This is a genomic window from Mycobacterium sp. NGS68 (assembly GCF_059812195.1).
Genome location: NZ_JCALCE010000023.1, coordinates 75,301 through 97,532, shown reverse-complemented (window position 1 = coordinate 97,532; position 22,232 = coordinate 75,301). Strand labels below are relative to the sequence as shown.

21 protein-coding genes are annotated in these 22,232 nt (G+C 68.5%); 9 read left to right on the top strand and 12 right to left on the bottom strand.

The genetic code is table 11. The features are described 5' to 3' along the window. Positions 1-61: 61 nt before the first annotated feature. Positions 62-973, bottom strand: a complete 912-nt coding sequence (locus AC5Y5V_RS22580) for a VOC family protein (RefSeq protein WP_499940136.1) — start codon at positions 971-973, stop codon at positions 62-64. Between the two features lie 11 nt (positions 974-984). Next, complete coding sequence (locus tag AC5Y5V_RS22575; RefSeq protein WP_499940135.1) at positions 985-2,178, bottom strand: acyl-CoA dehydrogenase family protein; 1,194 nt, start codon at positions 2,176-2,178, stop codon at positions 985-987. A gap of 102 nt (positions 2,179-2,280) precedes the next feature. On the opposite strand from AC5Y5V_RS22575, the gene AC5Y5V_RS22570 reads away from it, so the two are divergent. The 3 genes from AC5Y5V_RS22570 to AC5Y5V_RS22560 are packed head-to-tail and all read left to right on the top strand — an operon-like array spanning position 2,281 to position 5,532. Continuing rightward, positions 2,281-3,912, top strand: coding sequence for a flavin-containing monooxygenase (locus AC5Y5V_RS22570; protein ID WP_499940147.1), 1,632 nt, complete (start codon positions 2,281-2,283; stop codon positions 3,910-3,912). Continuing rightward, the gene (locus tag AC5Y5V_RS22565) at positions 3,912-4,712 is read left to right on the top strand and encodes a mycofactocin-coupled SDR family oxidoreductase (RefSeq protein WP_499940134.1); all 801 of its coding nucleotides are present in this window, start codon (positions 3,912-3,914) and stop codon (positions 4,710-4,712) included. Before AC5Y5V_RS22570 ends, AC5Y5V_RS22565 begins: the two co-directional genes overlap by 1 nt. A gap of 10 nt (positions 4,713-4,722) precedes the next feature. After that, on the top strand, positions 4,723-5,532 hold the full coding sequence (locus AC5Y5V_RS22560) for an SDR family NAD(P)-dependent oxidoreductase (protein ID WP_499940133.1): 810 nt from the start codon (positions 4,723-4,725) through the stop codon (positions 5,530-5,532). Here the strand turns inward: AC5Y5V_RS22560 and AC5Y5V_RS22555 are convergent. From AC5Y5V_RS22555 to AC5Y5V_RS22510, 10 genes are all read right to left on the bottom strand, one after another. After that, positions 5,518-8,487: an MMPL/RND family transporter gene (locus tag AC5Y5V_RS22555; RefSeq protein WP_499940132.1), complete on the bottom strand. Its 2,970-nt coding sequence runs from the start codon at positions 8,485-8,487 to the stop codon at positions 5,518-5,520. The two genes, AC5Y5V_RS22560 and AC5Y5V_RS22555, sit on opposite strands and share 15 nt — an antisense overlap. Beyond that, a complete protein-coding gene (locus tag AC5Y5V_RS22550) occupies positions 8,484-8,912 on the bottom strand; it encodes an MmpS family transport accessory protein (RefSeq protein WP_499940131.1) in 429 nt (142 codons plus the stop codon). Before AC5Y5V_RS22550 ends, AC5Y5V_RS22555 begins: the two co-directional genes overlap by 4 nt. A 186-nt stretch (positions 8,913-9,098) precedes the next feature. Then, a complete protein-coding gene (locus tag AC5Y5V_RS22545; RefSeq protein ID WP_499940130.1) occupies positions 9,099-9,719 on the bottom strand; it encodes a TetR family transcriptional regulator in 621 nt (206 codons plus the stop codon). Between the two features lie 62 nt (positions 9,720-9,781). Next, a complete protein-coding gene (locus AC5Y5V_RS22540; protein WP_499940129.1) occupies positions 9,782-10,666 on the bottom strand; it encodes an alpha/beta fold hydrolase in 885 nt (294 codons plus the stop codon). Positions 10,667-10,699: 33 nt separating this feature from the next. Next, positions 10,700-11,584, bottom strand: a complete 885-nt coding sequence (locus AC5Y5V_RS22535; protein WP_499940128.1) for an alpha/beta fold hydrolase — start codon at positions 11,582-11,584, stop codon at positions 10,700-10,702. Positions 11,585-11,780: 196 nt separating this feature from the next. Continuing rightward, a complete protein-coding gene (locus AC5Y5V_RS22530) occupies positions 11,781-13,736 on the bottom strand; it encodes a PPE family protein (RefSeq protein WP_499940127.1) in 1,956 nt (651 codons plus the stop codon). A gap of 177 nt (positions 13,737-13,913) precedes the next feature. Next, entirely contained in the window at positions 13,914-14,810 is an 897-nt protein-coding gene (locus AC5Y5V_RS22525; protein ID WP_499940126.1) for a M48 family metallopeptidase, read from the bottom strand. A gap of 111 nt (positions 14,811-14,921) precedes the next feature. Continuing rightward, a complete protein-coding gene (locus AC5Y5V_RS22520; RefSeq protein WP_499940125.1) occupies positions 14,922-15,740 on the bottom strand; it encodes an SDR family NAD(P)-dependent oxidoreductase in 819 nt (272 codons plus the stop codon). Then, a complete protein-coding gene (locus AC5Y5V_RS22515; protein ID WP_499940124.1) occupies positions 15,737-16,384 on the bottom strand; it encodes a cutinase family protein in 648 nt (215 codons plus the stop codon). Before AC5Y5V_RS22515 ends, AC5Y5V_RS22520 begins: the two co-directional genes overlap by 4 nt. After that, a complete protein-coding gene (locus AC5Y5V_RS22510) occupies positions 16,381-17,265 on the bottom strand; it encodes an NYN domain-containing protein (protein WP_499940123.1) in 885 nt (294 codons plus the stop codon). The genes AC5Y5V_RS22515 and AC5Y5V_RS22510 overlap by 4 nt, the downstream gene beginning before the upstream one ends. 96 nt (positions 17,266-17,361) lie before the next feature. Here AC5Y5V_RS22510 and AC5Y5V_RS22505 point away from each other — a divergent pair, with 96 nt between their 5' ends. The 6 genes from AC5Y5V_RS22505 to AC5Y5V_RS22480 are packed head-to-tail and all read left to right on the top strand — an operon-like array spanning position 17,362 to position 22,225. Next, positions 17,362-18,540: an acyl-CoA dehydrogenase family protein gene (locus AC5Y5V_RS22505; RefSeq protein WP_499940122.1), complete on the top strand. Its 1,179-nt coding sequence runs from the start codon at positions 17,362-17,364 to the stop codon at positions 18,538-18,540. A 3-nt stretch (positions 18,541-18,543) separates the two neighbouring features. Continuing rightward, positions 18,544-19,653 carry an acyl-CoA dehydrogenase family protein gene (locus AC5Y5V_RS22500; RefSeq protein ID WP_499940121.1) on the top strand — a complete coding sequence of 370 codons (1,110 nt, stop codon included), beginning with the start codon at positions 18,544-18,546 and terminating at the stop codon, positions 19,651-19,653. Beyond that, positions 19,646-20,146, top strand: coding sequence for a MaoC family dehydratase (locus AC5Y5V_RS22495; RefSeq protein ID WP_499940120.1), 501 nt, complete (start codon positions 19,646-19,648; stop codon positions 20,144-20,146). The genes AC5Y5V_RS22500 and AC5Y5V_RS22495 overlap by 8 nt, the downstream gene beginning before the upstream one ends. Positions 20,147-20,153: 7 nt before the next feature. After that, positions 20,154-20,606: a hotdog family protein gene (locus tag AC5Y5V_RS22490; RefSeq protein WP_499940119.1), complete on the top strand. Its 453-nt coding sequence runs from the start codon at positions 20,154-20,156 to the stop codon at positions 20,604-20,606. After that, positions 20,603-21,805, top strand: a complete 1,203-nt coding sequence (locus tag AC5Y5V_RS22485; RefSeq protein WP_499940118.1) for a thiolase family protein — start codon at positions 20,603-20,605, stop codon at positions 21,803-21,805. The genes AC5Y5V_RS22490 and AC5Y5V_RS22485 overlap by 4 nt, the downstream gene beginning before the upstream one ends. Further along, the gene (locus tag AC5Y5V_RS22480; protein WP_499940117.1) at positions 21,806-22,225 is read left to right on the top strand and encodes a Zn-ribbon domain-containing OB-fold protein; all 420 of its coding nucleotides are present in this window, start codon (positions 21,806-21,808) and stop codon (positions 22,223-22,225) included. It abuts the gene before it with no gap. Positions 22,226-22,232: the final 7 nt, after the last annotated feature.

Here is a 22,232-nt window from a genome sequence, read left to right as displayed (position 1 = left end):
GAACGACCCGTTCTAAGGGGCTTTTGCGTCTGCTCGCGCAGGAGTGCTCGCGCACGCCGCCTTACGGCCGCATCGCCGCGGGCGGATCGCCCAGCCACTGGTGTCCCCAGTAGCTGTCGGCGGTGATTTCCTCTGCCGTGTAATAGGTTTCGTTGACACGAATGCCGTCGGTGCCGAACTCGATGTCCCAGTCGCCCGGCGTGCGCACATAGAACGACACCATCTTGTCGTTCGTGTGGCGCCCCAGCGTCGATGAGATTCGCACCGCGTCGGAGGCGGTGACGCGGTCCAGCGCCGCGCCGACCGCGTCCAGCGTGTCGACCTCGACCATGACGTGAATCAGGCCCGGGTCTTTCAGGCTCATGGCCGGGCAGATCGCAAGGCTGTGGTGGCGTTCGTTGATCCCGAGGAAGCGCACGCGGATCGGACCGAACTCGGGCGGCAGCGGCACCCGGAACGCGCCGCGGGACCGGAAGCCCAGCACCTCGGTGTAGAACTTGAACATCGCGTTGGGGTCGGTGGCCGGCACGACGACGTGGCCCATGCCCTGAGCGCCAGTGACGAACCGGGCGCCGTAGGGCGTGATCACCGGGCTGTGGTCCAGCACCGCGCCGTGGAACACCTCGAGGCTTGTTCCGGCGGGGTCCTTGAACGCGATCACTTCTTCGACGCGACGCGCTTCGGCTTCCTGGAGCGAGAGCTTCGTGTACTCCACGCCAGCGCCGTCCAGCGCCGCCCTGACGCGCTTCAGCGCGGCGCGATCGCGGACCTCCCAGCCGACGGTCCCGACCCGTTCGGTTTCACCGGGGACGACGACGATGCGGGCCGCGCGCTCGTCCATCCGCAGGTACAGCGCGGACGGATCGGGCCCGGAGCCCTCGGCGAAGCCCAGCACGCCGAACGCGAACTCACGCCAGCGCTCGATATCGGTGGTCGAAATGGTGATGTAGCCAAGGCTTTTCAAATCATTCATGTCAGCCCCGACTAGATCAGAGCCCGCAGGGGACCCATCGGCGGTTCCACGCCCAGCGAGCTCAGCGCCGACGCGTGGTACACGGTCCCGGGCACGTGGATGGCGTGCATCTGGCCGACGTGCACGTCACGCCAGTACCGCTGCAGCGGCTTGTCCATCCGGGCCGCGTTGCCGCCCGAGCGCGCGAAGATCTCGTCGACCGCCGACACCGCGCGCCACACCGCGCGGACCTGGGTGCGACGCCCGGCCGCCCGGTCCGCGAACGACACCTCCTTGCCGGCGGCGACCATGTCGTAGATCCGATCGGCGTTGGCGAGCAGCTCCTGCCGGGCGGCGTTGATGTCGGCCGCCGCCTCGCCGATGGCGTGCATGACGTACGGGTCGTCCTTGATCGCGGTCCCGGTGGCCCCGACGCGCTCGCGCTGGTAGTCCAGGTGCGCGGCCAGCGCCCCCTCTGCGATGCCGATGGTGGCCGCCGAGATGCCCAGCGGGAACATCGTCGACCACGGCATCAGGTACAGCGGCTCGGTCATGCCCGCCTCGCGTTGCGCGGTGCCGTCCATCACCTTGGTCGCGTCCATGGTCCGGTACGCCGGCACGAACGCGTCCTTGACGACGACGTCCTTGGAGCCGGTTCCGCGCAGTCCCACCACGTTCCACGAATCGTCGATGATCTGGTAGTCCTTGCGGGGCAGGATCATGTGCAGCATCTGGGGCGGCATCAGCGGCCGGCCTTCGGCGTCGCCCAGCATGGCGCCGAGGATGATCCAGTCGCAGTGGTCGGTCCCCGAGCTGAACTGCCAGCGGCCGTTGAAGACGTAGCCGCCGCCTTGATCGTCGACGGGCCGGGCGACACCCTGCGGCGCGTACGGCGACGCCATCCAGGTGTCGACGTCGTCGGCCCAGATCTCCGCGGGGACCTTGGGATCCGCGTATGCCAGTTGATAGGGATGCACGCCGACCACACCGACGATCCAGCCGGCGGCCGGATCCAATGCCGCGGTGGCCATCACCGTCTCGGCGAACTCGCGGGGGTGGGCCTGGAAACCGCGGTACTGCTTGGTCTGCAGCAGCCGGATCAGTCCGGCGGCTTTCATCATCTTGACGGTCTCGTCGGTGAGGCGGCCGATGTTTTCGGCCTCGGCGGCCTGCGCGCGGAGCTGGTCGGCCAGCGCGACCACGTGGTCAAGTACCCGCTCGGTCATGGCGTCGTCCTTACGTGTGTGGGCTTCCTAAAGGTGTACCGCAGTGCGCTGCCGGCCTTGCGACCGCTCCCGGTGACCGGGACGGGCCCCGGGCGCGACGGCATGCAGGCCCTACCGTGGGCGCCTGTGAACGGTGAACAACCTCTCGACGCGGTGGTGGTGGGCGCCGGCTTCGCCGGCCTGTATGCCCTGCACAAGCTGCGCGCCCAAGGGTTGTCGGTGCGCGTCGTCGAGGCCGCGCCGGAGTTGGGCGGAACGTGGTACTACAACCGGTATCCCGGCGCCCGATGCGACGTCGAAAGCGTGGACTACTGCTACTCGTTCTCTGACGAACTGCAACAGGAATGGAACTGGACCGAGAAGTACGCCACGCAGGCGGAAATCCTCGCGTACCTGAACTGGGTCGCCGACAAGCTCGACCTGCGCCGCGACATCGCGTTCGACACCCGCGTGGTGTCGGCCGTGTTCGACGAAGAGACGCATCGCTGGACGCTGGCCGCCGACGACGGCCAGGCGCTTACGGCGCGCTATGTCCTGATGGCGACGGGACCGCTGTCCGCCGCGCTGACCCCGCCCTTCGACGGCCTGGATACCTTCGCGGGCGAGATCTACCACACCGCCGCGTGGCCGCATGAGCCCGTGGACTTCACCGGTAAGCGGGTGGCCGTCATCGGCACCGGATCGTCTGGCATCCAATCGATTCCGATCATCGCCGAGCAGGCCGCACACCTCTACGTGTTCCAGCGCACCCCGAACTACAGCGTGCCGGCGGGCAATAAACCGTTGTCCGCCAACGAGCTCGCCGCCATCAAGGCCGACTACGCGCAGCGGCGCAGCCTGTCGTGGCGCAGCGGCGGCGGGTCACCGCACATCACCGCGCCCCGGCCGACGATGGAACACACGCCGGCGGAGCGCCGCTCGGCGTTCGAAACACGCTGGCAGCTGGGCGGTGTGCTGTTCTCCAAGACCTTCCCGGACCAGATGATCGACCCGGACGCCAACGAAGAGGCGCGGCGGTTCTACGAGGAGAAGATCCGCGCCGTGATCGACGACCCCGCCGTCGCCGAACTGTTGATTCCCAACGATCACCCGATCGGGACCAAACGAATCTGCACGGACAGCAACTACTTCCAGACCTTCAACCGGCCCAACGTGAGCTTGGTCAGCGTGCGCGACACCCCTATCGAATCCGTCGACGGCACCGGCATCAACACCTGCGACGCGCACTACGATCTCGACGCGATCGTGCTGGCAACGGGTTTCGACGCGATGACCGGCGCGCTGGCCAGGATCGACATCGTCGGACGCGGCGGCACCCGGCTGCGCGACGAGTGGGAGCACGGACCGCGCACCTACCTGGGACTGGGCGTCGGCGGGTTCCCGAACATGTTCCTGATCTCTGGTCCGGGAGCGCCGGCGGTGCTGGCCAACATGGTGCTGCACGCCGAGGCGCAGGTGAATTGGATCGCGCGGGCCATCACCCACCTCGACGAACACGGTTACGCCGCTATCGAAGCCACCGCGGATGCCGTCGACAATTGGGGCGACGAATGCGCGCGGCGCGCCGAAGCGACCCTGTTCACGAAGGCGAACTCCTGGTACATGGGCGCCAATGTGCCGGGCAAGCCGCCGGGTTTCATGTTGTTCGTCGGGGGATTTGCGACGTACAACGACATCTGCGACGAGGTGGCCGCTGCCGGATACAAGGGATTCGACCTGGTAAAGAAGACGTGATGACGGGATTGCTCGACAAGGTGGTGCTGGTGACCGGCGCGAGCCGGGGCACCGGACGCACGCACTGCCTGCGGTTCGCCGAGGAAGGCGCCGACGTCCTCGCGCTCGACGCGGCCGACGCCGCCGACGGGTTGGCCGGCCTGGCCGCCGAAATCGAGGGGCGGGGCCGACGCTGCGTGACCGGGCTGGCCGACGTCAGTGACCTCGACGCGGTGACGGCCGCCGTCGATGCCGGCGTCGCCGCCCTGGGCCGCCTCGACGTCGTCGTCGCCAACGCCGGGATCCACCACGCGGGCGCGCCGTCGTGGGAACTCGACCCGCAGGTCTGGCACCGCACGCTCGACATCAACCTCACCGGGGTGTGGCACACCGTCCGGGCGGCCGTCCCACATATCGGAGAGCAGGGCGGTTCGATCATTATCATCAGCTCCACCAACGGGCTTCGCGGCTCGGCCAACTCCGCGGCCTACACCGCCACCAAGCACGCGGTGGTGGGACTGGCACGCACCCTGGCCAACGAGCTGGGCCCGCGCTCGATCCGGGTGAACACCGTGCACCCCGGGGCGGTCGCGACCCCGATGGTGCTCAACGAGGCGACGTTCCGCCGGTTGCGGCCCGACCTGGAGAACCCGACCGCCGACGACGCCGCCGAGGTGCTGCGCGCGCGCAACCTACTGCCGGTGCCGTGGGTGGAACCGGTCGACATCGCCAACGCGGTGGTGTTCCTGGCCTCCGACGAGGGCCGTTACATCACGGGCACCCAGCTCGTCGTCGACGCCGGCCTGACCCAGAAGACATAGGCGCGTCGGCATGACGGACGTGGCCAAGTACGGTCCGTGGGCGGTGATTGCGGGCGGCTCGGAGGGCGTCGGCGCGGAGTTTGCGCGGCAGTTGGCCGGCGACGGCTTCAACCTGGTCCTGATCGCCCGCAAGCCGGGGCCGCTGCGGGACACGGCGCAACAGTGCCGCGCGCTGGGCGCCGAGGTGCGCACGCTGGCGTTAAACCTGCTTGACCCCGAGGCGGTTTCGGCGATCGCCGCCGCTGCCGCGGACGTCGAGGTGGGGCTGCTGATCTACAACGCGGGCGCCAACACCTGCCGCGCACCGTTTCTGGACGCCGAGCTAGCCGATTTCGGTCGCGTGGTCGACCTCAACGTGACGCGGGTGATGGAACTCGTCCAGCATTTCGGCCGACCCATGCGCGCACGCGGCCGGGGCGGGTTGCTGCTGGTCGGATCCATGGCGGGCACGTACGGGTCGATGCGGCAATCGGTGTACTCCGGCGTCAAGGCGTTCGGGCGGCTGTTCGCCGAGAGCCTGTGGCTTGAACTGCGCGAACACGGCGTCGACGTGCTGGAACTGATGCTGGGTGTGACGCGCACGCCGGCCATGGAACGGGCCGGGCTGAACTTCGACGCGCCCGGGGTGTCGGTCGCCGAGCCGGCCGACGTGGCCCGCGAGGGTCTGGCCCACCTGGCGAACGGCCCGGTGTACATCGCGGGCGGCAACGCCGCGGCCGTCCACCGCGCCGGCGGGCCGGACCGCGCGGCGATCGTCCTGGGCGCGCACCGGACCGTGCAGCGGCTGCTGGGCTCTGGCGAAACGTCAGACCCGGGTTAGGTCTTCGTCCTTGGCCGCCTGCTCCGCCGGTGCCGGCCAGGGCGAGGGGACCGGGCGTTGCCGGACCCGCTGCGGCCACCAGAACCACTTGCCCAGCAGCGCGGCGATGGATGGCGTCATCAGTGAGCGCACGATCAGGGTGTCGAACAGCAGGCCCAGCCCGATCGTGGTGCCGACCTGCCCGATCACGGTCAGCTCGCTGACCGCCATCGACATCATCGTGAAGGCGAACACCAGTCCCGCCGAGGTGACCACCGACCCGGTGCCGCCCATCGCCCGGATGATCCCGGTGTTCAGGCCGGCGTGGATCTCTTCCTTGAACCGCGACACCAGCAGCAGGTTGTAGTCGGCGCCGACGGCCAGCAGGATGATCACCGACATCGCAAGCACCATCCAGTGCAGTTCGATGCCGATCAGGTGCTGCCAGATGAGCACCGAAAGCCCGAACGACGCACCGAGGGAGAGCAGCACGGTGCCCACGATCACCGCCGAGGCCACCACGCTGCGGGTCAGGACCAGCATGATGATGAAAATCAGGCACATGGAGGCGATTCCGGCGATCAACAGGTCGTAGTTGCTGCCGTCGCGCATGTCCTTGAAGGTGGCCGCGGTCCCGCCGAGCAGGATCTTGGAGCCCTCCATCGGGGTGCCCTTGAGCGCCTCGTAGGTGGCCTTCTTGATCGCGTCGATGTGCGCGATCCCGTCCGCTGACAGCGGGTCGCCGTCATGGCTGATGATGAAGCGCACCGCGTGGCCGTCGGGGGAGATGAAGTTCTTCATGCCCTTCTTGAACTCGGGGTTGTCGAACGTCTCCGGGGGCAGGTAGAACGAGTCGTCGTTCTTCGACGCGTCGAAGGCCTTGCCCATGGCGGAGGAGTCGCGCTGCGCCCGCTGCTGCTGTTCCAGCAGACCCTTCTGGGTCGAATACATGGTCAGCATCATGGTTTTCATGTTCTTCATGTTCTGGATCATCTCGGGCATCAGTGCCACCATCTTGGGCATCAGCGTGTCGAGGTGATCCATGATCGGCATCAGGCTCTGGATGTCGTCGGTCATCGTGTCGACGCCGTCCAGCGCGTCGAAGATCGACCGCAGTGACCAGCACACCGGGATGTCGAAGCAGTGCTTCTCCCAGTAGAAGTACGCGCGGATAGGCCGGAAGAAGTCGTCGAAATCCGCCATGTGGTCGCGCAGTTCGGCGACGTCCATCGTCATGGCGTGCATCTTGCCGACCATGATGTGCATGTCGTCGGACATCTGCTTGGTGATGCTCTGCATCTTGAGCATGCTGTCGATGGTCGTCTGCATCTCGTCGGCCTGCTTCAGCATGTCGGCGATCTGATCTTCCTGGTACTTCTGCGTCATCTGCTGGCTGACGCCCTGCATGCTGATCTGGAACGGGATCGACGTGTGCTCGATGGGTGTGCCCTGCGGCCGGGTGATGGCCTGCACGCGGCTGATCCCGGGCACCCGGAAGATGGACTTGGCGATCTTGTCGATCACCAGGAAGTCCGCGGAATTGCGCAGATCGTGGTCACTTTCGATCATCAGCAGCTCCGGATTCATCCGGGCCTTGGAGAAGTGCCGGTCCGCCGCCGCGTAGCCGGCGTTCGCCGGGAGGTCGGCGGGCAGGTAGTTGCGGTCGTTGTAGTTGGTCCGGTAACCGGGCAGGGTGAGCAGGCCGACGAGCGCGATCCCGATCGTCATGACCAGGATCGGCCCGGGCCAGCGGACGACGGCGGCACCGATCTTGCGCCAGCCGCGAATGCGCTGGGCGCGCTTGGGTTCCAGTGTCTGACGGAAGCGGGAGGCCACCGAGATGACCGCCGGGCCCAGTGTCAGCGCCGCCAGCACCACGACCACCATGCCGATGGCCAGCGGGACGCCCAGGGTCTGGAAGTAGGGCAGGTTCGTGAAATGCAGGCAGAAGGTGGCGCCGGCGATCGTCAAACCCGACCCGAGCACGACGTGTGCCGTGCCCTCGAACATGGTGTAGTACGCGTCTTCTCGCGATTCGCCGATGGATCTGGCTTCCTGATACCGGCCGATCAGGAAGATCGCGTAGTCGGTGGCGGCCGCGATCGCCAGCGTCACCAGCAGGTTGGTGGCAAACGTGGACAGGCCGATGATCTGGTGGTAGCCGAGGAAAGCGACGGCGCCGCGAGCGGCGGCCAGTTCGAAAACGACCATCCCCAACGTCAGCAGCACCGTGACGATCGAACGGTAGACCATCAGCAGCATCGCGATGATCACCGCAAACGTCGCGAGCTCGATCATCTGCATGCTGCGGTCGCCGGCGATGTGCTGGTCGGCTTCCAGCGCCGACGGACCGGTGACATAGGCCTTGACGCCGTGGGGCGGCGTCATGCCCTTCACGATGTTCTGGACGGCCTCGACCGAGTCGTTCGCCTTTGATTCGCCCATGTTCCCGACGAGATACACCTGGACGTACGCGGCCTTGCCGTCATTGCTCTGCGCGCCGGCGCCGGTGAGCGGATCACTCCAGAAATCCTGAACGTGCTCAACGTGTTTGGTGTCGGCGTCGAGCTTTCGCACCATCTCGTCGTAGTAGGCGTGTGCGTCGGCGCCCAGGGAATTCTGACCCTCCAGCACGATCATCACCGAGCTGTTGGACTTGTATTCGCCGAACACCTCGCCGGCGCGCTTGGTCGCGATCACCGATTGCGCGTCGTCCGGGCTCATCGAGACCGAGCGCATCTTGCCGACCTCGTCGAGCTGGGGCACGACGGTGTTCAGCACGGCTATGAGTGCGACCCAGCCGAGGATGATCGGCACGGCGAACGTGCGGATGAAGTGCGCGATCTTCGGTCGCGCCGCGTGAGCGGCGACGGGCGCGGCGGGGAAGGGGTCAGGATCTGATGGTGATGAGCCGCTTCGCCCGGCTCCGCCGGGCTCGCGGTCACCACGGGGGGCGTCTTGAGTGGGAGCGCTCATGCGGATTTCACCAGGCAGGAGGTCAGGGCGTGGACGCCGTTGGATGTTTGCTCGTCTTTCACTTCGTCGTCGACGGTGATGCGGCAGGTGAGGCGATCACCGTCGCTCTGCGCCGAGATGTTCGGAAACACCGACGGGGCGGTGGTGCTCAGCACCAGCGTCCACGGCAGCGGCGCAAGATCGACGCGCCGCGGCTCCGCACTGAGGTCCAGGTAGTTCACATTGGCGTGGCTGGCCGACCCGAAGATCTCGTACTTGACGACCTTCGGCTTGAATGGCTTGGAGTCGTCCACCCGCGCGCTGGTCAGGGTGTCCGCGTTGTCCGCGGCGTAGAACGACTTGACGCGCACCACCGCAAAGCCGCCGACTGCCACCACCGCCGCGATCAACAGCGGCAACCAGGCATGCCGGACGATCTTGGCCATTTGCACCTACCCGAGCCTTCCTGGTTGCGCGACGAGTTTCGTTGCCCTACAAGTGATCCGATGAGTGCGTACGTCTGCGCAGCCGGTTCCCACCGACGCGCTGCCTACCCGCCGGTAACCGAACTACCAGTACATCATCTGCATAGTTTGCAGAGTATGCAAGTTTTTGTGTTTCCGGTCACGCCATCATTTTGTGAAGATGCTGTTGACCAGCGCGGCGGCGCGCTCCACGTACGGCATCGGCGTGTCGTGCTCCTCTTGGGAAGCGTCGGCCGGCGTGCTGCTGGACCAGCGCTCGATGCCCGAACGCACCGCGGTCAGCGCCAGCGCGGAGATCAGCGCGGGTATCTCGTCGTCGGACGGCATGCCCTGGCGTTTGGCCACGATGTCGGTCAGCTGCGTCTGGAAGCGTTCCAGGTCGGCAAGGAAGGCTGCCAGCACGCCGGGGGTGGTTTTGGCCAGGTCAAGCATGCAGACGGCCTGTTCGCGCTGCGGCGGCATGTCCCGGAGATGGTGTGCGGCCAGGGTGATCAGCTCGGCGAGCACCACCGAATACGGGGCGGGACCGGCGTGGACGAATTCGTCGGCCAACTCGGCCGGTAGGTCCGAGGGGCCGTAGGCGATCGCGGCCTCTTTGTTGGGGAAGTAGTTGAAGAACGTGCGGGTCGAAATGCCGGCTTCGGCACAGATGCCCTCGATGGTCACCTTGTCCCAACCACGCTCCTGCGCCAGGCGCACGACGGCTCCGCGGATGTCCGCGCTGGTCTGCCGCCGGCGGCGCTCGCGCAGACCGATCTGATTCGCCATGACATTCATAGTTGCACGAACTGCACGTTTTGCACGAAAACCGGACTTAACGCAACGTGGCGCTATCCGCGCAGCAGGAACGCCAGGACCGTGCTTTCGAACGCCGCCTTGGCCTCGATCATCGCCCAGTGCCCGCACTTGGGGAAGATGTGCAGCTCCGCGTTGGGAATGGTGCGCATCGGGATGAGCGCCATGTCGGGCGGGCTCACCCTGTCGTCGCGGCCCCAGGTCAGCAGCGTGGGCGCGGCCACCTTGTGCATTACGGCCCACGGCATCGGGCCGTCGGAGGCCTCCATCGCCGCCGTCATCGCGGCGAACGACGCCTTGGAGTACATCCGCCGCGCGGCCGCCAACGTGTCCGGATCGGTGGCCAATTGCCAACGCTCCTCGATCAATTCGTCGGTGACCAGGGCCTGGTCGTACACCATCGACTTGAGCCAGTCGACGAGTCGCTGCCGGGTGGGGTCGTCGGTGAACTCCTGAAGCAGCCGGATGCCTTCGCTGGGACCGGGACTGAAGATGTTGGTGCCGATCCCACCGATGGTGACCAGGCGGTCGATGCGGCCGGGGTTTCGGATGGCGAAATTGATGCCGACGCCGCCGCCCATGGAGTTGCCGACGATGCTGACCCGGTCCGTGCCCAGCGCGTCCAGGAACGGCACGACGGCGCGCTGGGCGGTGACCATCGGGTGGCCGCCGAAGTCGTCGCTGACGCCGAACCCGGGGAATTCCAGGATCAGGCAGCGGAAGCGCTCGGCGAACGCCGGCAGGATGCCGCGGAAATTGCGCCAACCGGTGACGCCGGGCCCCGAGCCGTGCAGGAACAGCAACACCGGGGCGTCCGTCGGCCCGGCGTCCCCGACATCGTAGTAGCGCAAAACGCCAGCCGGAGTGTCGATTTCACGCAGGTCTGCCTCGCCGACGCCGGATGCGGAAGTGTTGGTCACGGATGTCACCCTGCCATGCCGCCGACGACAGGATCAGCCGGCGTCCGCGTGGCGGGACAGGAAGTCCAGGACCGCCTGGGCGAAGAGATCGTTGCGGTCCCCGGCGACCATGTGGCCCGCGCCGCGGACGTCGACGAATTCGACCGCGGGGAACCGCGCGAGGAACTCGTCGGCGCGCTCCTGGCTCACCAGATCACTCACCTGCCCGCGCACCAGCAGCATGGGGACGCCGTCGCGCAGGATCGCGTCGACGGCGGCATTCATCCGGTCGGTGTCTGTCACCTCGATCGGCGGGAATCGTGAAGCGCCGCTGATGAATTGCGGGTCCCAGTGCCAGTACCAGCGGTCACCGCGCCGGCGCAGGTTGGTGCGCAGGCCGTCCAGGTCCGTCGGCCGTGGCCGGTGCGGGTTGTACTCGGCGATCGCGTCGGCGACCTCGTCGAGCGAGTCGAACCCCGAGGCGACGCGGTCGGCCATGAAGGCGTGAATCCGGCTGGCCCCGGACGGATCCATGTTGGGCACGATGTCCACCAAGACGATCGCGCCGGCGATGCCGGGCGAGAGTTCGCCCGCGAGCAGCATCGAGGTGAAGCCGCCCAGCGAGGCGCCGACCAGCACCGGCCGCGGCGGCAGCTGCTCCAGCACCTCGCCGATGTCGGTGGCGAAGCTCACCACCCGGTAGTCGCCGTCGTCCGACCAGTCCGATTCGCCGTGGCCCCGCAGGTCCACGGTGATCGCCTGCCACCCGCGCTCGGCGACGGCACCCGCCGCGCGACTCCACGACCGCCGGGTCTGCCCGCCGCCGTGCAGGAACACCACGGCGCGCGCCGCGGGGTCGCCGAGCCGATCGGACACGATGCGAACCCCGCCCGGCCCGTAGGTCGAGAACAGTTCGGGCGTCCCGGGAGCCACGGTCATCTTCGGATCGTAAGCAGTGTTCGGCCGGCGCCGCAGCGAACACCCCGCACAGGCCGCGTGCCCGAGCCTGCGCTGGCGGCGTCGACCCTGCGGTGAGGGCGGGGGCCGGGGTCGCTGCGGAGCCCTGGACGCAGTCTGGATGCCCCGGGCGCAGTCTCGCCGGGCCTGACGACGCCGTGGCCGCGGCTCGAAGAGGTCAGAGGCCGGGGATGGGCAGACCCGACTTGTTGTCGGCCGTGTTGAACAGGCCCGACGCGGTGGAACCGGAGTTCAGGGCGCCCGACGAGCCGTCGCCGCGGTTGATCACGCCGGAGTCGTCGTCGCCCGTGTTGCCGAGACCGGCGTTGAAGTTGCCTCCGTTGCCGGCGCCCGAGTTGGTTCCGCCCGAGTTGGCGAGGCCCGAACCGGAGGTGCCCGAGTTGAAGAAGCCGGAATTTCCGGTGCCGGTGTTTCCCAAGCCGGAGTTCGGGCCGGCGCCGTCCGACGAGCTGCCGATGTTGGTGTTGAGGTTGCCGGAGTTCCACAGGCCGGTGTTGACGCTGCCCGAGTTGTACGCGCCAGTGTTCGTATCGCCCGAATTCCAGGCGCCGCTGTTGGTGTCCCCGGAGTTGTACGCACCGGTGTTGTGATCGCCCGAGTTCCAGGCGCCGAGGTTGGTGTTGCCCGAGTTGTAGACGCCCGTGTTGTGGTTGCCCGCGTTGTAGGCCCCGGTGTTGGCGACGCCCGCATTCCACGCACCGGTGTTGTAGTCGCCCGCGTTGTAGAGGCCGGTGCTCGCGTGCCCGGCATTGGCCATGCCCAGGCTGTGGACGCCGGAGTTGAACAAGCCGATGCTGTTGTCGCCCGAATTCCCGATGCCCCAGTTTCCGTTGCCGGAATTGAAGAAGCCGACGTTGTTGGTGCCCGAGTTGCCGAAGCCGATGTTGCCGCTGCCGGAGTTCAGCCCGCCCGCGAGGTTGATGCCCACCTGGTTGTCGCCGGTGAGGCCGATCCCGATGTTGTGGTTGCCGGTGTTCCCGAAGCCGATGTTGTTGCTGCCGGTGTTCCCGAAGCCGATATTGGACGACCCGGCGCCACCGCCGAGACCCCGGTTTCCGGAGCCGAAGTTGGTGTTGCCGATGTTTCCGCTGCCGAGGTTTCCGGTGCCGATGTTGCCGTCACCGTAATTGGTGTTTCCGATGTTGCCGTTGCCCATGTTTCCGGAGCCGATGTTGCCGTTGCCGGAATTCGTGCTTCCGACGTTTCCGGCGCCCGTGTTAACGCTGCCCCGGTTTCCGGCGCCGGTGTTAGCGCTGCCGTAGTTTCCGTTTCCGATGTTTGTGTCGCCGTGATTTCCATTACCGACGTTCGCGGCGCCGGTGTTTCCGTCACCTAGGTTGAGGTTGCCGAGGTTACCGCTGCCGAGGTTTACATTGCCGTTGTTTCCGCCCGCCAACTTCAGCGTGGGGGTGATCGGAATCCCACCCAACAACGGGTTGGGCGTGAATTTTATGGTCACGGCCAGGTTCCCGATGCCGGTGTTGCCGAGGCCGATATTGGCGATGCCGTTGTTGCCCAGGCCCGCGTTGAGGTAGCCGGAGTTGTTCAGGCCCGCGTTGGCGATGCCGGTATTGCCGAAGCCCAGGTTCACCTTGCCCAGCAGCGCCAGCACGGACGACAGATCCGCGGCCGCGGCGGAGGCTCCCGCGTGGTAGCCGAACATCGCCGCCGCGTCCTGCGCCCACATGGCCTCGTAGCACGCCTCGGTGGCCGCGATCGCCGAGGCGTTCTGGCCGAACAGGTTGGCGGCGACGAGCCTGAGCACCTGAATCCGGTTGGCCGCGACCGCCGTTGGGTGAACCACCGCCGCCTGCGTCGCCTCGAACACCGACGCGACGGCCCTGGCTTGCGCCGACACGGCCTGGGCGCTCGTCGCCGCATCGGTGAGCCAGCGCAGGTAGGGCGCGGCCGCCGCCGCCATCGCGACGGAGGCCGGACCCTGCCACGCCCCGCTCGCCAGTCCCGACGTGAGGGAGTTGAAGGACGCCGCCGACGCCGCGAGCTCGCCGGCCAACCCGTCCCATGCGGTCGAGGCCGCCAGCAGCGGCGCCGCCCCGGCGCCGGAAAAGATCCGGGAGGAAGTGATCTCCGGCGGCAACAGCGAGAAATTCATCGCCACTGTCCTTTCGCAGGCCTTCCCCCCTTTCGCCCTGCACCCTACGACAATCGCGAGGGAATATCGCGCGTTCCGCCGAATCGGTTTCGCCCTCCGCCAAGGTGCCTCCAATTTGTGAAAATGATGCCGGTGTTACGGCGACGGCACCGAATTCGCGAGTAAGAAGCGCGGCAATTAGCGCACCCAGGGGGCGTGGTTGGCGCCCGGCCCCGCCGTCGGCGGGTGCAGCGGTACCAGCGGCGCCGGCCGGAAGAACAGCGAGCCCGCGGCGGCGCGATTGCGCAACGCGGCCGCACGCCAGGTGTGCACCGGGTGGGATGACAGCATGTTGGCCAGCCACGGGAAGAAGCCGGTCTCGGAGGTCGCCCGATCCGCCATCGAGTGGAAATCGACCGACCGGAGCAGATACTTCCCGGCACTCAGCACGCCGATGGCGCGCGCGGCCCCGCCGGGACGAAGCGCGTAGCCGTAATTGTCGGCGGTGTATTCCATCGACCGCGACAGGGAGTGGCCGAGGAACGGAATCTTCACCGCCAGCTGACTGAGCTGGCGCCAGTAGGACGCGTGCCCGGCGGCGATGTGGCCGACCTCGTGGCCGATGACGAAGGCCAGCGCGTCGGGGTCGCGGCTCTGGCCGCCGATCTCGAACAGGTCGCTGTACACCACGACATAGCGGCGGAAGCCGTGTCCGCTCGCGAAGGCGTTGATCTTGCCGTTGCCGAGGACGACGTAGGCGTCGGGCACCTCGGCCAGCCCGAAGCGCTGGGCCGCCTCGACGACCAGCCAGTAACCCTCGGGGAACTGCGTGGGCGACATCTTGACGCCGTTGACCCGCTGTCGGCCGTACATCAGGCCGCGGCCGAAGTACATCAACACCGGCGCGAACACCACCGACAGCCACACCAGGCTGGAGTGGCCGGTGAGCACCACGACCAGCGCGATCAGGTAGAGGACCACGCTGGACCCGATGACCAGGACGAGCAGCCCGATCTCCCACGGATGGCGGTGGGGTCGATCCGGCCAGGACGGAACGGGCTGGTGCTGGTGTCCCGGCAGTTGCACGGTGGTCATGGGCGCGTGGACTCCCTCTGTGGGGTTGTGATGTCAGGGCAGACTTCACAGTCCACGGGCGTCCTTGGCGGATTCTCTACGAATCCTTGGCGTCGGCTGGCGGTCGGGAGATCACGGCTCGGCCGGCCGGTTCGTCCATTCCCGGTCGGCCCGCCGCGACGTGCGGTACCACCCACCCGCGGCGCCGGTCCCGCCGTCGGTGGGGATGGTATGGCCGGTGACGAAACCCGCCAGGTCGCTGGCCAGGAACAGGATCACGTTGGCCTGGTCCTCGGGCAACCCCATCCGTCCCAGCGGAACCCACTGCGGCCACTGCGCCTGCTCCTCGGGCGACAGCCACTGCGAGTACGGCACCTGCAGTGATTCGGTGACGTCGGGACCGATCGCGTTGACCCGGACGCCGTCGCGGCCCACCTGGACCGCGAGGCTGCGGGTGAAGTGGATGACGGCAGCCTTGAACGCGGCGTAGACGGGGTCCTCCGGGTAGCCGCGCAGCCCTTCGACGGAGGTGACGTTGACGATCGACCCGGCGCGCCGGTCGATCATGGTTGGCAGGAAGGCGCGGGTCACCAGGAAGACGTGGTGCAGGTTCACCCGGTAGAGCTCGTCCCAGAGCCCGGGGTCGGTGCCGGCGAACGGGCCGGGGTGGCGCACCCAGTGGCCCACGTTGTTGACCAGCACATCCACCCGCCCGTGCCGGTCCAGCACGGTCTGCGCCAGCGCGTCGACCTGGTCGGGCTCCCGCACGTCCACGGTCAGCGCGGAGCCCCCGATCTCGTCGGCAACCGCGCGCCCGCGCTCGGCGTCGATCTCGGCGACGACCACCCGGGCGCCGTGCCGGGCGAACAGCCGCGCCGTCGCCGCGCCGATGCCGCCACCGCCGCCCGTCACCACCGCCACCCGGTCGGTCAGCAACTGGCCGGGCGTCACAGGTGACCGACCGCGAAGTCCGCGGCCTGACCGACCATGCCGTTGAACGGATAGGCGCCGTGCGCGCGGCTGGGCGGCCCGCCGGGAGCGCCGTCGCAGATGTTGTCGCCGGGGGCGCACAAATCGATGGTCTTGCCCGCGAACTGCGGCCCGACGAGCACCGGCGGGTTGCCGAACGTGCGCATCCAGTTCGGCGACGGCTTCCCGAACAGCGCGACCGCGGCGACGTGGTTCGCCGCATCGGGCGACACCCCATCCGACGTCATGTCACCGGTCAGGGCCGCGCCCTGGGAGTAGCCGCCGACCACCAGCCGGGTGTTGGGGCAGTTGGCCGCCATGAACTGGATGTGGCCGCGTTCGTCGCCGATCCCGTCGGTGAAGGTCTGTCGGAAACCGGGATTGCCGAAGGCGCCGCTGGCCGCGTAGTTGACGCCGTACACCCCGACCGATCTGCCCCCGGCCCGCCCGCGCACGGCGTTGACGAACGCCCCACCGATGCCGCCGACGCCGGGCGGCTCGCCGGTGCCGCGGGCGAATATCACCTCGATGTCGGGACACGCTTGCGCGGACGCCACCGGGGCGGGTCCGCCCAGCAGGCCCGACCCGGCCGTCACGGCGGCAACCAGCGCGGACGGACGGATCAACTACCGTTCCCTTCGCTGTGCAGGCGCACCAGCCGGGTGGTGCTGCTCTCGTCGAGGTCGACGATGCCGCTGCGGGAACGCAGGAAATCGCTGAATGACTTGAATCCCAACGACTTCTCGCTGAACGACGGGTCCATCCGCTTCATCTGGGCCTTGACCACGGAGTTGTGCAGCCAGTCGGCGTCGTCCTTCTCGTGGCTGATCCGCAGGGCGCGCTCGAGCAGCCCGGTGGCGGCGGCCTGCGTGTCGGGCTCGTCGCTCGGGGCGTCGTCGTCGGCCTCGGTGGTGCTGGCGTGGCGGCCACGCTTCTTGGGCTGGCGCGCCGGCGCGGCGGTGGTGGGTATCCCCGGCAGCGTGTCGTAGGTGACGAACTCGTCGCACGCGGCGGCCAGCGACTGGCTGCTGGCGCCGGCCACCCCGATGCCGACGACGTAGCGGCCGAGACGCTTGCAGCGCTGGGCCAGCGCGATGTAGTCCGAGTCGCCTCCGACGATCACCACGTGGGTCAGGTCGGGCAGCCGGAACATGTCCTCCACGGCGTCCACCGCCAGGCGGATGTCGGCCCCGTTCTTGCCGTAGACCGTCGCGGGGAACAGCTGCACCAGATCGACCGCGCGACCGACCAGCTGGTCGTGGTAGCGGGCGTTGACGTCGGCGGACCAGTCCGCGTAGGCACGGGTCAGCACCAGGGTGCCGAACGACGACGCGAAGTCCATGATCGCGCCGAGGTCGACCGTCGCCAGTTGCAGCCGCTCGGGTTCCAGACCTTTCGCCTTGTCGCGCTGGAACGCGTTGCGGCCGTGCACCCGGTCGTAGTGCGAGATGACGATGTTGTCGAAATCGAAGTACACCGCCACGCGCGTCGCGCCGGATTCGGTCATTCGGTCATCGTGCGCCTCGTCGTCGGATCTCTTCAAGCTAGGGTCGGGAATCGGCGATGCAGACGTTGGTCGGACATCTACGACACGGGAGCCCGAATGGATTTCGAACTCGATGCCGGGCAGCGCGCCTGGCTCGACGAGGTCCGCGAATTCCTGCATGCCAACGTCACGCCCGAACTGCGGGCCGAACTCGCCGAGCACGATCTGGAGTTCCCTCACGGTGAAGTAGCACGATTTCGCCGCGCGATCGGTTCGAAAGGCTGGTTCGGGCTGAACTGGCCGCGCGAGTACGGGGGTTTGGGGTTCGGCGCCCGCTACCAGCACCTGCTCATGAGCGAGTTCGAATACTGGGGCGTGCCGGGGCCGGACCTGACGGTCACCTCGGTGGCGCCGATGATCATGCGGCACGGCACCGAACGGAACAAGGCCGACTGGTTGCCGCTGATCGCCAGGGGCGAAATGATCTGCGCGGTGGGCTATTCCGAGCCCGACGCCGGCACCGACCTGGCCAGCCTGCGCACCCGTGCGACCCGCGACGGCCAGGAGTGGGTAATCACCGGCACCAAGACCTGGAACAGCGGCGCGCAGCGCGCCACCCACGAATGGCTGTGCGTGCGCACCGATCCCACCGGCGCGCGGCACCGCGGGATCTCGGTGATCATCGTCCCGATCGACAGCCCGGGCGTGCGGATCCGCCCGCTCTACGCGTGGTCGGGCTACCGCACCAACGAGGTGCACTTCGACGACGTTCGGGTCCCGCTCACGAACCTGATCGGTGAGGAAAACCGCGGCTGGACCTACATCACCGGCGCCCTGGATCTGGAGCGCGGCGCGCTGACCAACGCGGGCGACCTGCGCCGCGCGGTGGACGACCTGCGGGAACTGGCGCGCCGACCCCGGCGCGACGGCAGCGTGCCCGGCGATGACGCGGCGCTGCGCCGCAGGCTTGCGCGGGCCGAGGCCGACGTGGAGGCGGCCACGCTGATGGGCTACGAGGCGGCGTCGATCCTCGACAGCGGCGTCATCCCCACCGTGGAGGTCAGCGTCGAGAAGGTGTTCACCAGCGAGCTGCGCCAGCGCATCGCGGTGCTGGCGCTCGACCTGCTCGGCCCCGACGGGCTGCTGGCGCACCGCAGCGCGGACGCCCCGCTGGCCGGGAAGTTCGAGCGGCTGTACCGGGCCGCGCCGCTGATGCGGTTCGGGGGAGGCACCAACGAGGTGCTGCGCGACATCATCGCGCAGCGCGGCCACGGAATGCCGTCCTATGGGCGGTGATGGATGCGCGTGATGCCCACCGCCGAGCAGCGCGATTTCGGCACCGCGTTGCGTGCGCTGCTGGCCGCCCAGAGCCCGCCGAGCCTGGTGCGGGCGCTGCACGAGCCCGGCGCCGACCGCCGCACCCCGGCGCTGTGGCGGGCGCTCGCCGACGCCGGCGTGTTCGGGCTCGCGGTCGCCGAGGAGTACGGCGGCGCCGGCGGGTGTCTCGACGACCTCGCCGTCTTCTTCACCGAGGCCGGTCGCGCGCTGTGCCCGACGACCGTGCACAGCACGGTCGCGGCGGTCCTGGCCATCGACCTGCTCGGCTCCCTGGCCGCCCGGGCCGTGTGGCTGCCGGCGCTGGCGAGCGGTCAGGCGCGCGGCACGTCGGCGCTGTGGAGCGCGCGCGATGCCGCCGTCGTCGCACCCGTACTGCGCGCCGAACCCGACCCGGCGGGCGGGTGGCGGCTGAGCGGCACCGCGGACTACGTCGCCGACGCCGACGTCGCCGACCTGATCGTGGTGTCCGCCGCCGCGCCGGGGCACACGACCGTCTGCGTGGTCGACGCGCGGGCGCCGCGCGTGAACCTGCGGCCGCTGACCATCGCGGGCGGGCGTCGCGCATTCACCGTGCGCTTCGACGACGTGCCGGTGGGCGCGGACGCGGTGCTCGACCGCACGGCCCCGTCGGCGCTGCGCCGGGTGGCCAATGCGATGGTGGCCCTCGAGTCGCTCGACCTGGTCGGGGTCGGGCAGGCGGTGCTGGATCGCACGGTCGACTACGTCAAGCTGCGCCACCAGTTCGGCCGGTCGATCGCGTCCTTCCAGGCGGCGCAGCACCTGATCGCGAACATGCACATCGCCCTGGCCGCAGCGCGCTTGGCGGCGCACTCGGCGGTCTTCTGGATCGCCCGAGGCCGCACGGCGACCAGGGAGACGGCCATCGCGCGAATGCACGCCGCGACGGCGGCCCGCCTGATCACCCTGGACGCCCATCAACTGCACGGCGGGATCGGCTATGTCACCGAGACGGATCTGCATCTGTGGAGCGAACGGGCGCGGCTCGGCTCGACGCTCGGCGGCGGTGCCGACGTGGCCGCGGGATGGCTGGAGGAGGGCCTGAATGAGTGATGAGTCCTTGATCGACGCCGCAGCGGCGTCGCGGGTGGGGACCGTCGCGGCGTCCGCGACCGGGGAGGTGAACCGGCGGGACTGGCAGCGCTGGGCCGCGGCCGTCGGCGACCACAACCCGCTGTGGTTCGACCCGGACTATGCCCGCGCCAACGGCTATCGCGACATCGTCTGCCCGCCGCTGTACCTGCAGTACGCCGTCCTCGGTGTCGCCCGCCTCGACGCGCTGCGGCGCGACGGGTCGTCCGGCGCGATCTCCGGCGCACTCGCGTTTCCCCGCGCTCCCAAGCGGATGGCCGGCGGCGAGAGCTTCACCTTCCACCAGCCGGCCTATCACCGCGACGAGCTGGAGATGGTCCGCACCATCGAGTCGATCGTCGAAAAGCAGGGCCGCTCAGGACGATTCGTGCTGGTGACCTGGCGCACCGTGTATCGCAACCAGGACCGCCACCTGCTCGCCGAGGCGTCGACGTCCATGATCGCCCGCCCCTAGGAGTGTGATGACCGACCAACTGTTCTACGAGGACGTCGACGTGGGCTCACAGATCCCCGAGCTGACCGTCACCGTCGACGAAACCCAGATGTTCTTCTTCAGCGCCGCCACCTACAACGGTCACCGCATCCACTACGACAAGCAGTGGGCCCGCGAGGTCGAAGGGTACGACGACGTGCTGGTCCAGGGCCCGCTGCAGGCGGCGCTGCTGTCCCGCGCCATTTGTGACTGGATCGGGGGGCGCGGACGCCTGGTGTCGTATTCGGTGCAAAACCGTGCGGTCGCCTACCCGGGCCAGCCGCTCACCTTCGGCGGCACCGTCACCGCCAAGCGCATCACGGACGACGGCTACGGGGTACGGGGGCTGGTCGACCTCGACCTCGTCGGCCGCCGCGACACCACCGTGCTGATGCCGGGGACGGCGACGGTGCAGCTGCCGCGGCGGGAAACGCCGTCGTGACCGGGCTGCGGGGCGAGGCCGCGATCATCGGCATCGCCGAGCTGCCCGCGCAACGCCGCCCCAGCGGGCCACCGCTGTTCACGCTCGACCAGTACGCGCTGCTGGCGAAGTTGGTCGTCGAGGACGCCGGCGTCGACCCGGCAAGCGTCAACGGCCTGCTGACCCACGGGATCGCCGAATCGGCGATGTTCGCACCGGCCACCCTATGCGAATACCTCGGCCTGCCACTGGATTTCGGAGAGCGCGTCGATCTGGGCGGCGCGACGTCGGCCGGCATGGTGTGGCGGGCCGCCGTGGCCGTCGAACTCGGCATCTGCGACGCGGCCCTGGCCGTGGTGCCCGGTTCCACCGCCGTACCGCAATCCGCCGTCCGCCCGCCCCCGGCGCCGAATTGGTTTGGCGCGTCGTCGAACAACTACGGCTCACCGCAGGCGGAGTTCGAGATTCCCTACGGCAACGTGGGCCAGAACGCGCCGTACGCGCAGATCGCCCAGCGGTATGCCGCCGAGTTCGGCTACGACCCGGCCGCCGTCGCCAAGATCGCCGTCGACCAGCGCACCAACGCGTGCGCGCATCCGGGGGCGGTCTTTCACGGCACGCCGATCACCGTCGACGACGTGCTGGCCAGCCCGATGATCGCCGACCCGATCCACATGCTGGAGACGGTGATGCGGGTGCACGGGGGAGTCGGCGTGCTGATCGCCAACGCGGACATCGCGCGTCGCGGCCGGCATCGGCCGGTATGGATCACCGGGTTCGGTGAACACATCGCCTTCAAGACCCCGACGTACGCCGACGACCTGCTGCACACCCCGATCGCGCGGGCGGCGGACAAGGCGTTCGCGATGGCGGGCCTGAGCCACTCCGACGTCGACGTCGCCTCGATCTACGACTGCTACACGATCACCGTGCTGATGAGCCTGGAAGATGCCGGCTTTTGCGCCAAAGGCGAAGGCATGTCCTGGGTTAGCGGGCACGACCTGACCTACCGCGGCGACTTCCCGCTCAACACCGCCGGGGGACAGCTGTCCTACGGCCAGGCGGGCATGGCCGGGGGCATGCACCACGTCGTCGACGGTGCGCGGCAGATCATGGGCCGCGCCGTCGATGCCCAGGTGCCGGACTGCCACACCGCCTTCGTCACCGGAAACGGCGGCATCATGAGCGAGCAGGTCGCGCTGCTCCTGCGAGGAGACTAGATGGACACCGAAGCTCGCCCGGTGCCTGAGCCGACGCCCGTCTCGCGGCCCTTCTGGGACGCCCTGGCGCAGCACCGGATCCTCGTCCAGTACTCGCCGTCGTTGCGGCGCTACGTGTTCTACCCGCGCACCCTGGCCCCGGGGACGCTGGCCGACGACCTCGAATGGCGCGAAATCGACGGCGCCGGAACCCTGTACACCTTCACCGTCGCCCGCCGGCCCACCGGGCCGCCCTGGGTCGACGCGGTGCCGCAACTGCTGGCGGTGGTGCAGTGGGACGCCGGGCCCAGGATCAGCACCGAACTGGTCGACGTGGGGCCCCTGAATCTCGAAGCCGTCCGGGTCGGAATGCGGGTGCGGCCGGTGTTCTACGATCTGCCCGAAGCCGGAATCACCTTATTGAAGTACCGTCCGGAGTAGCCCGGAG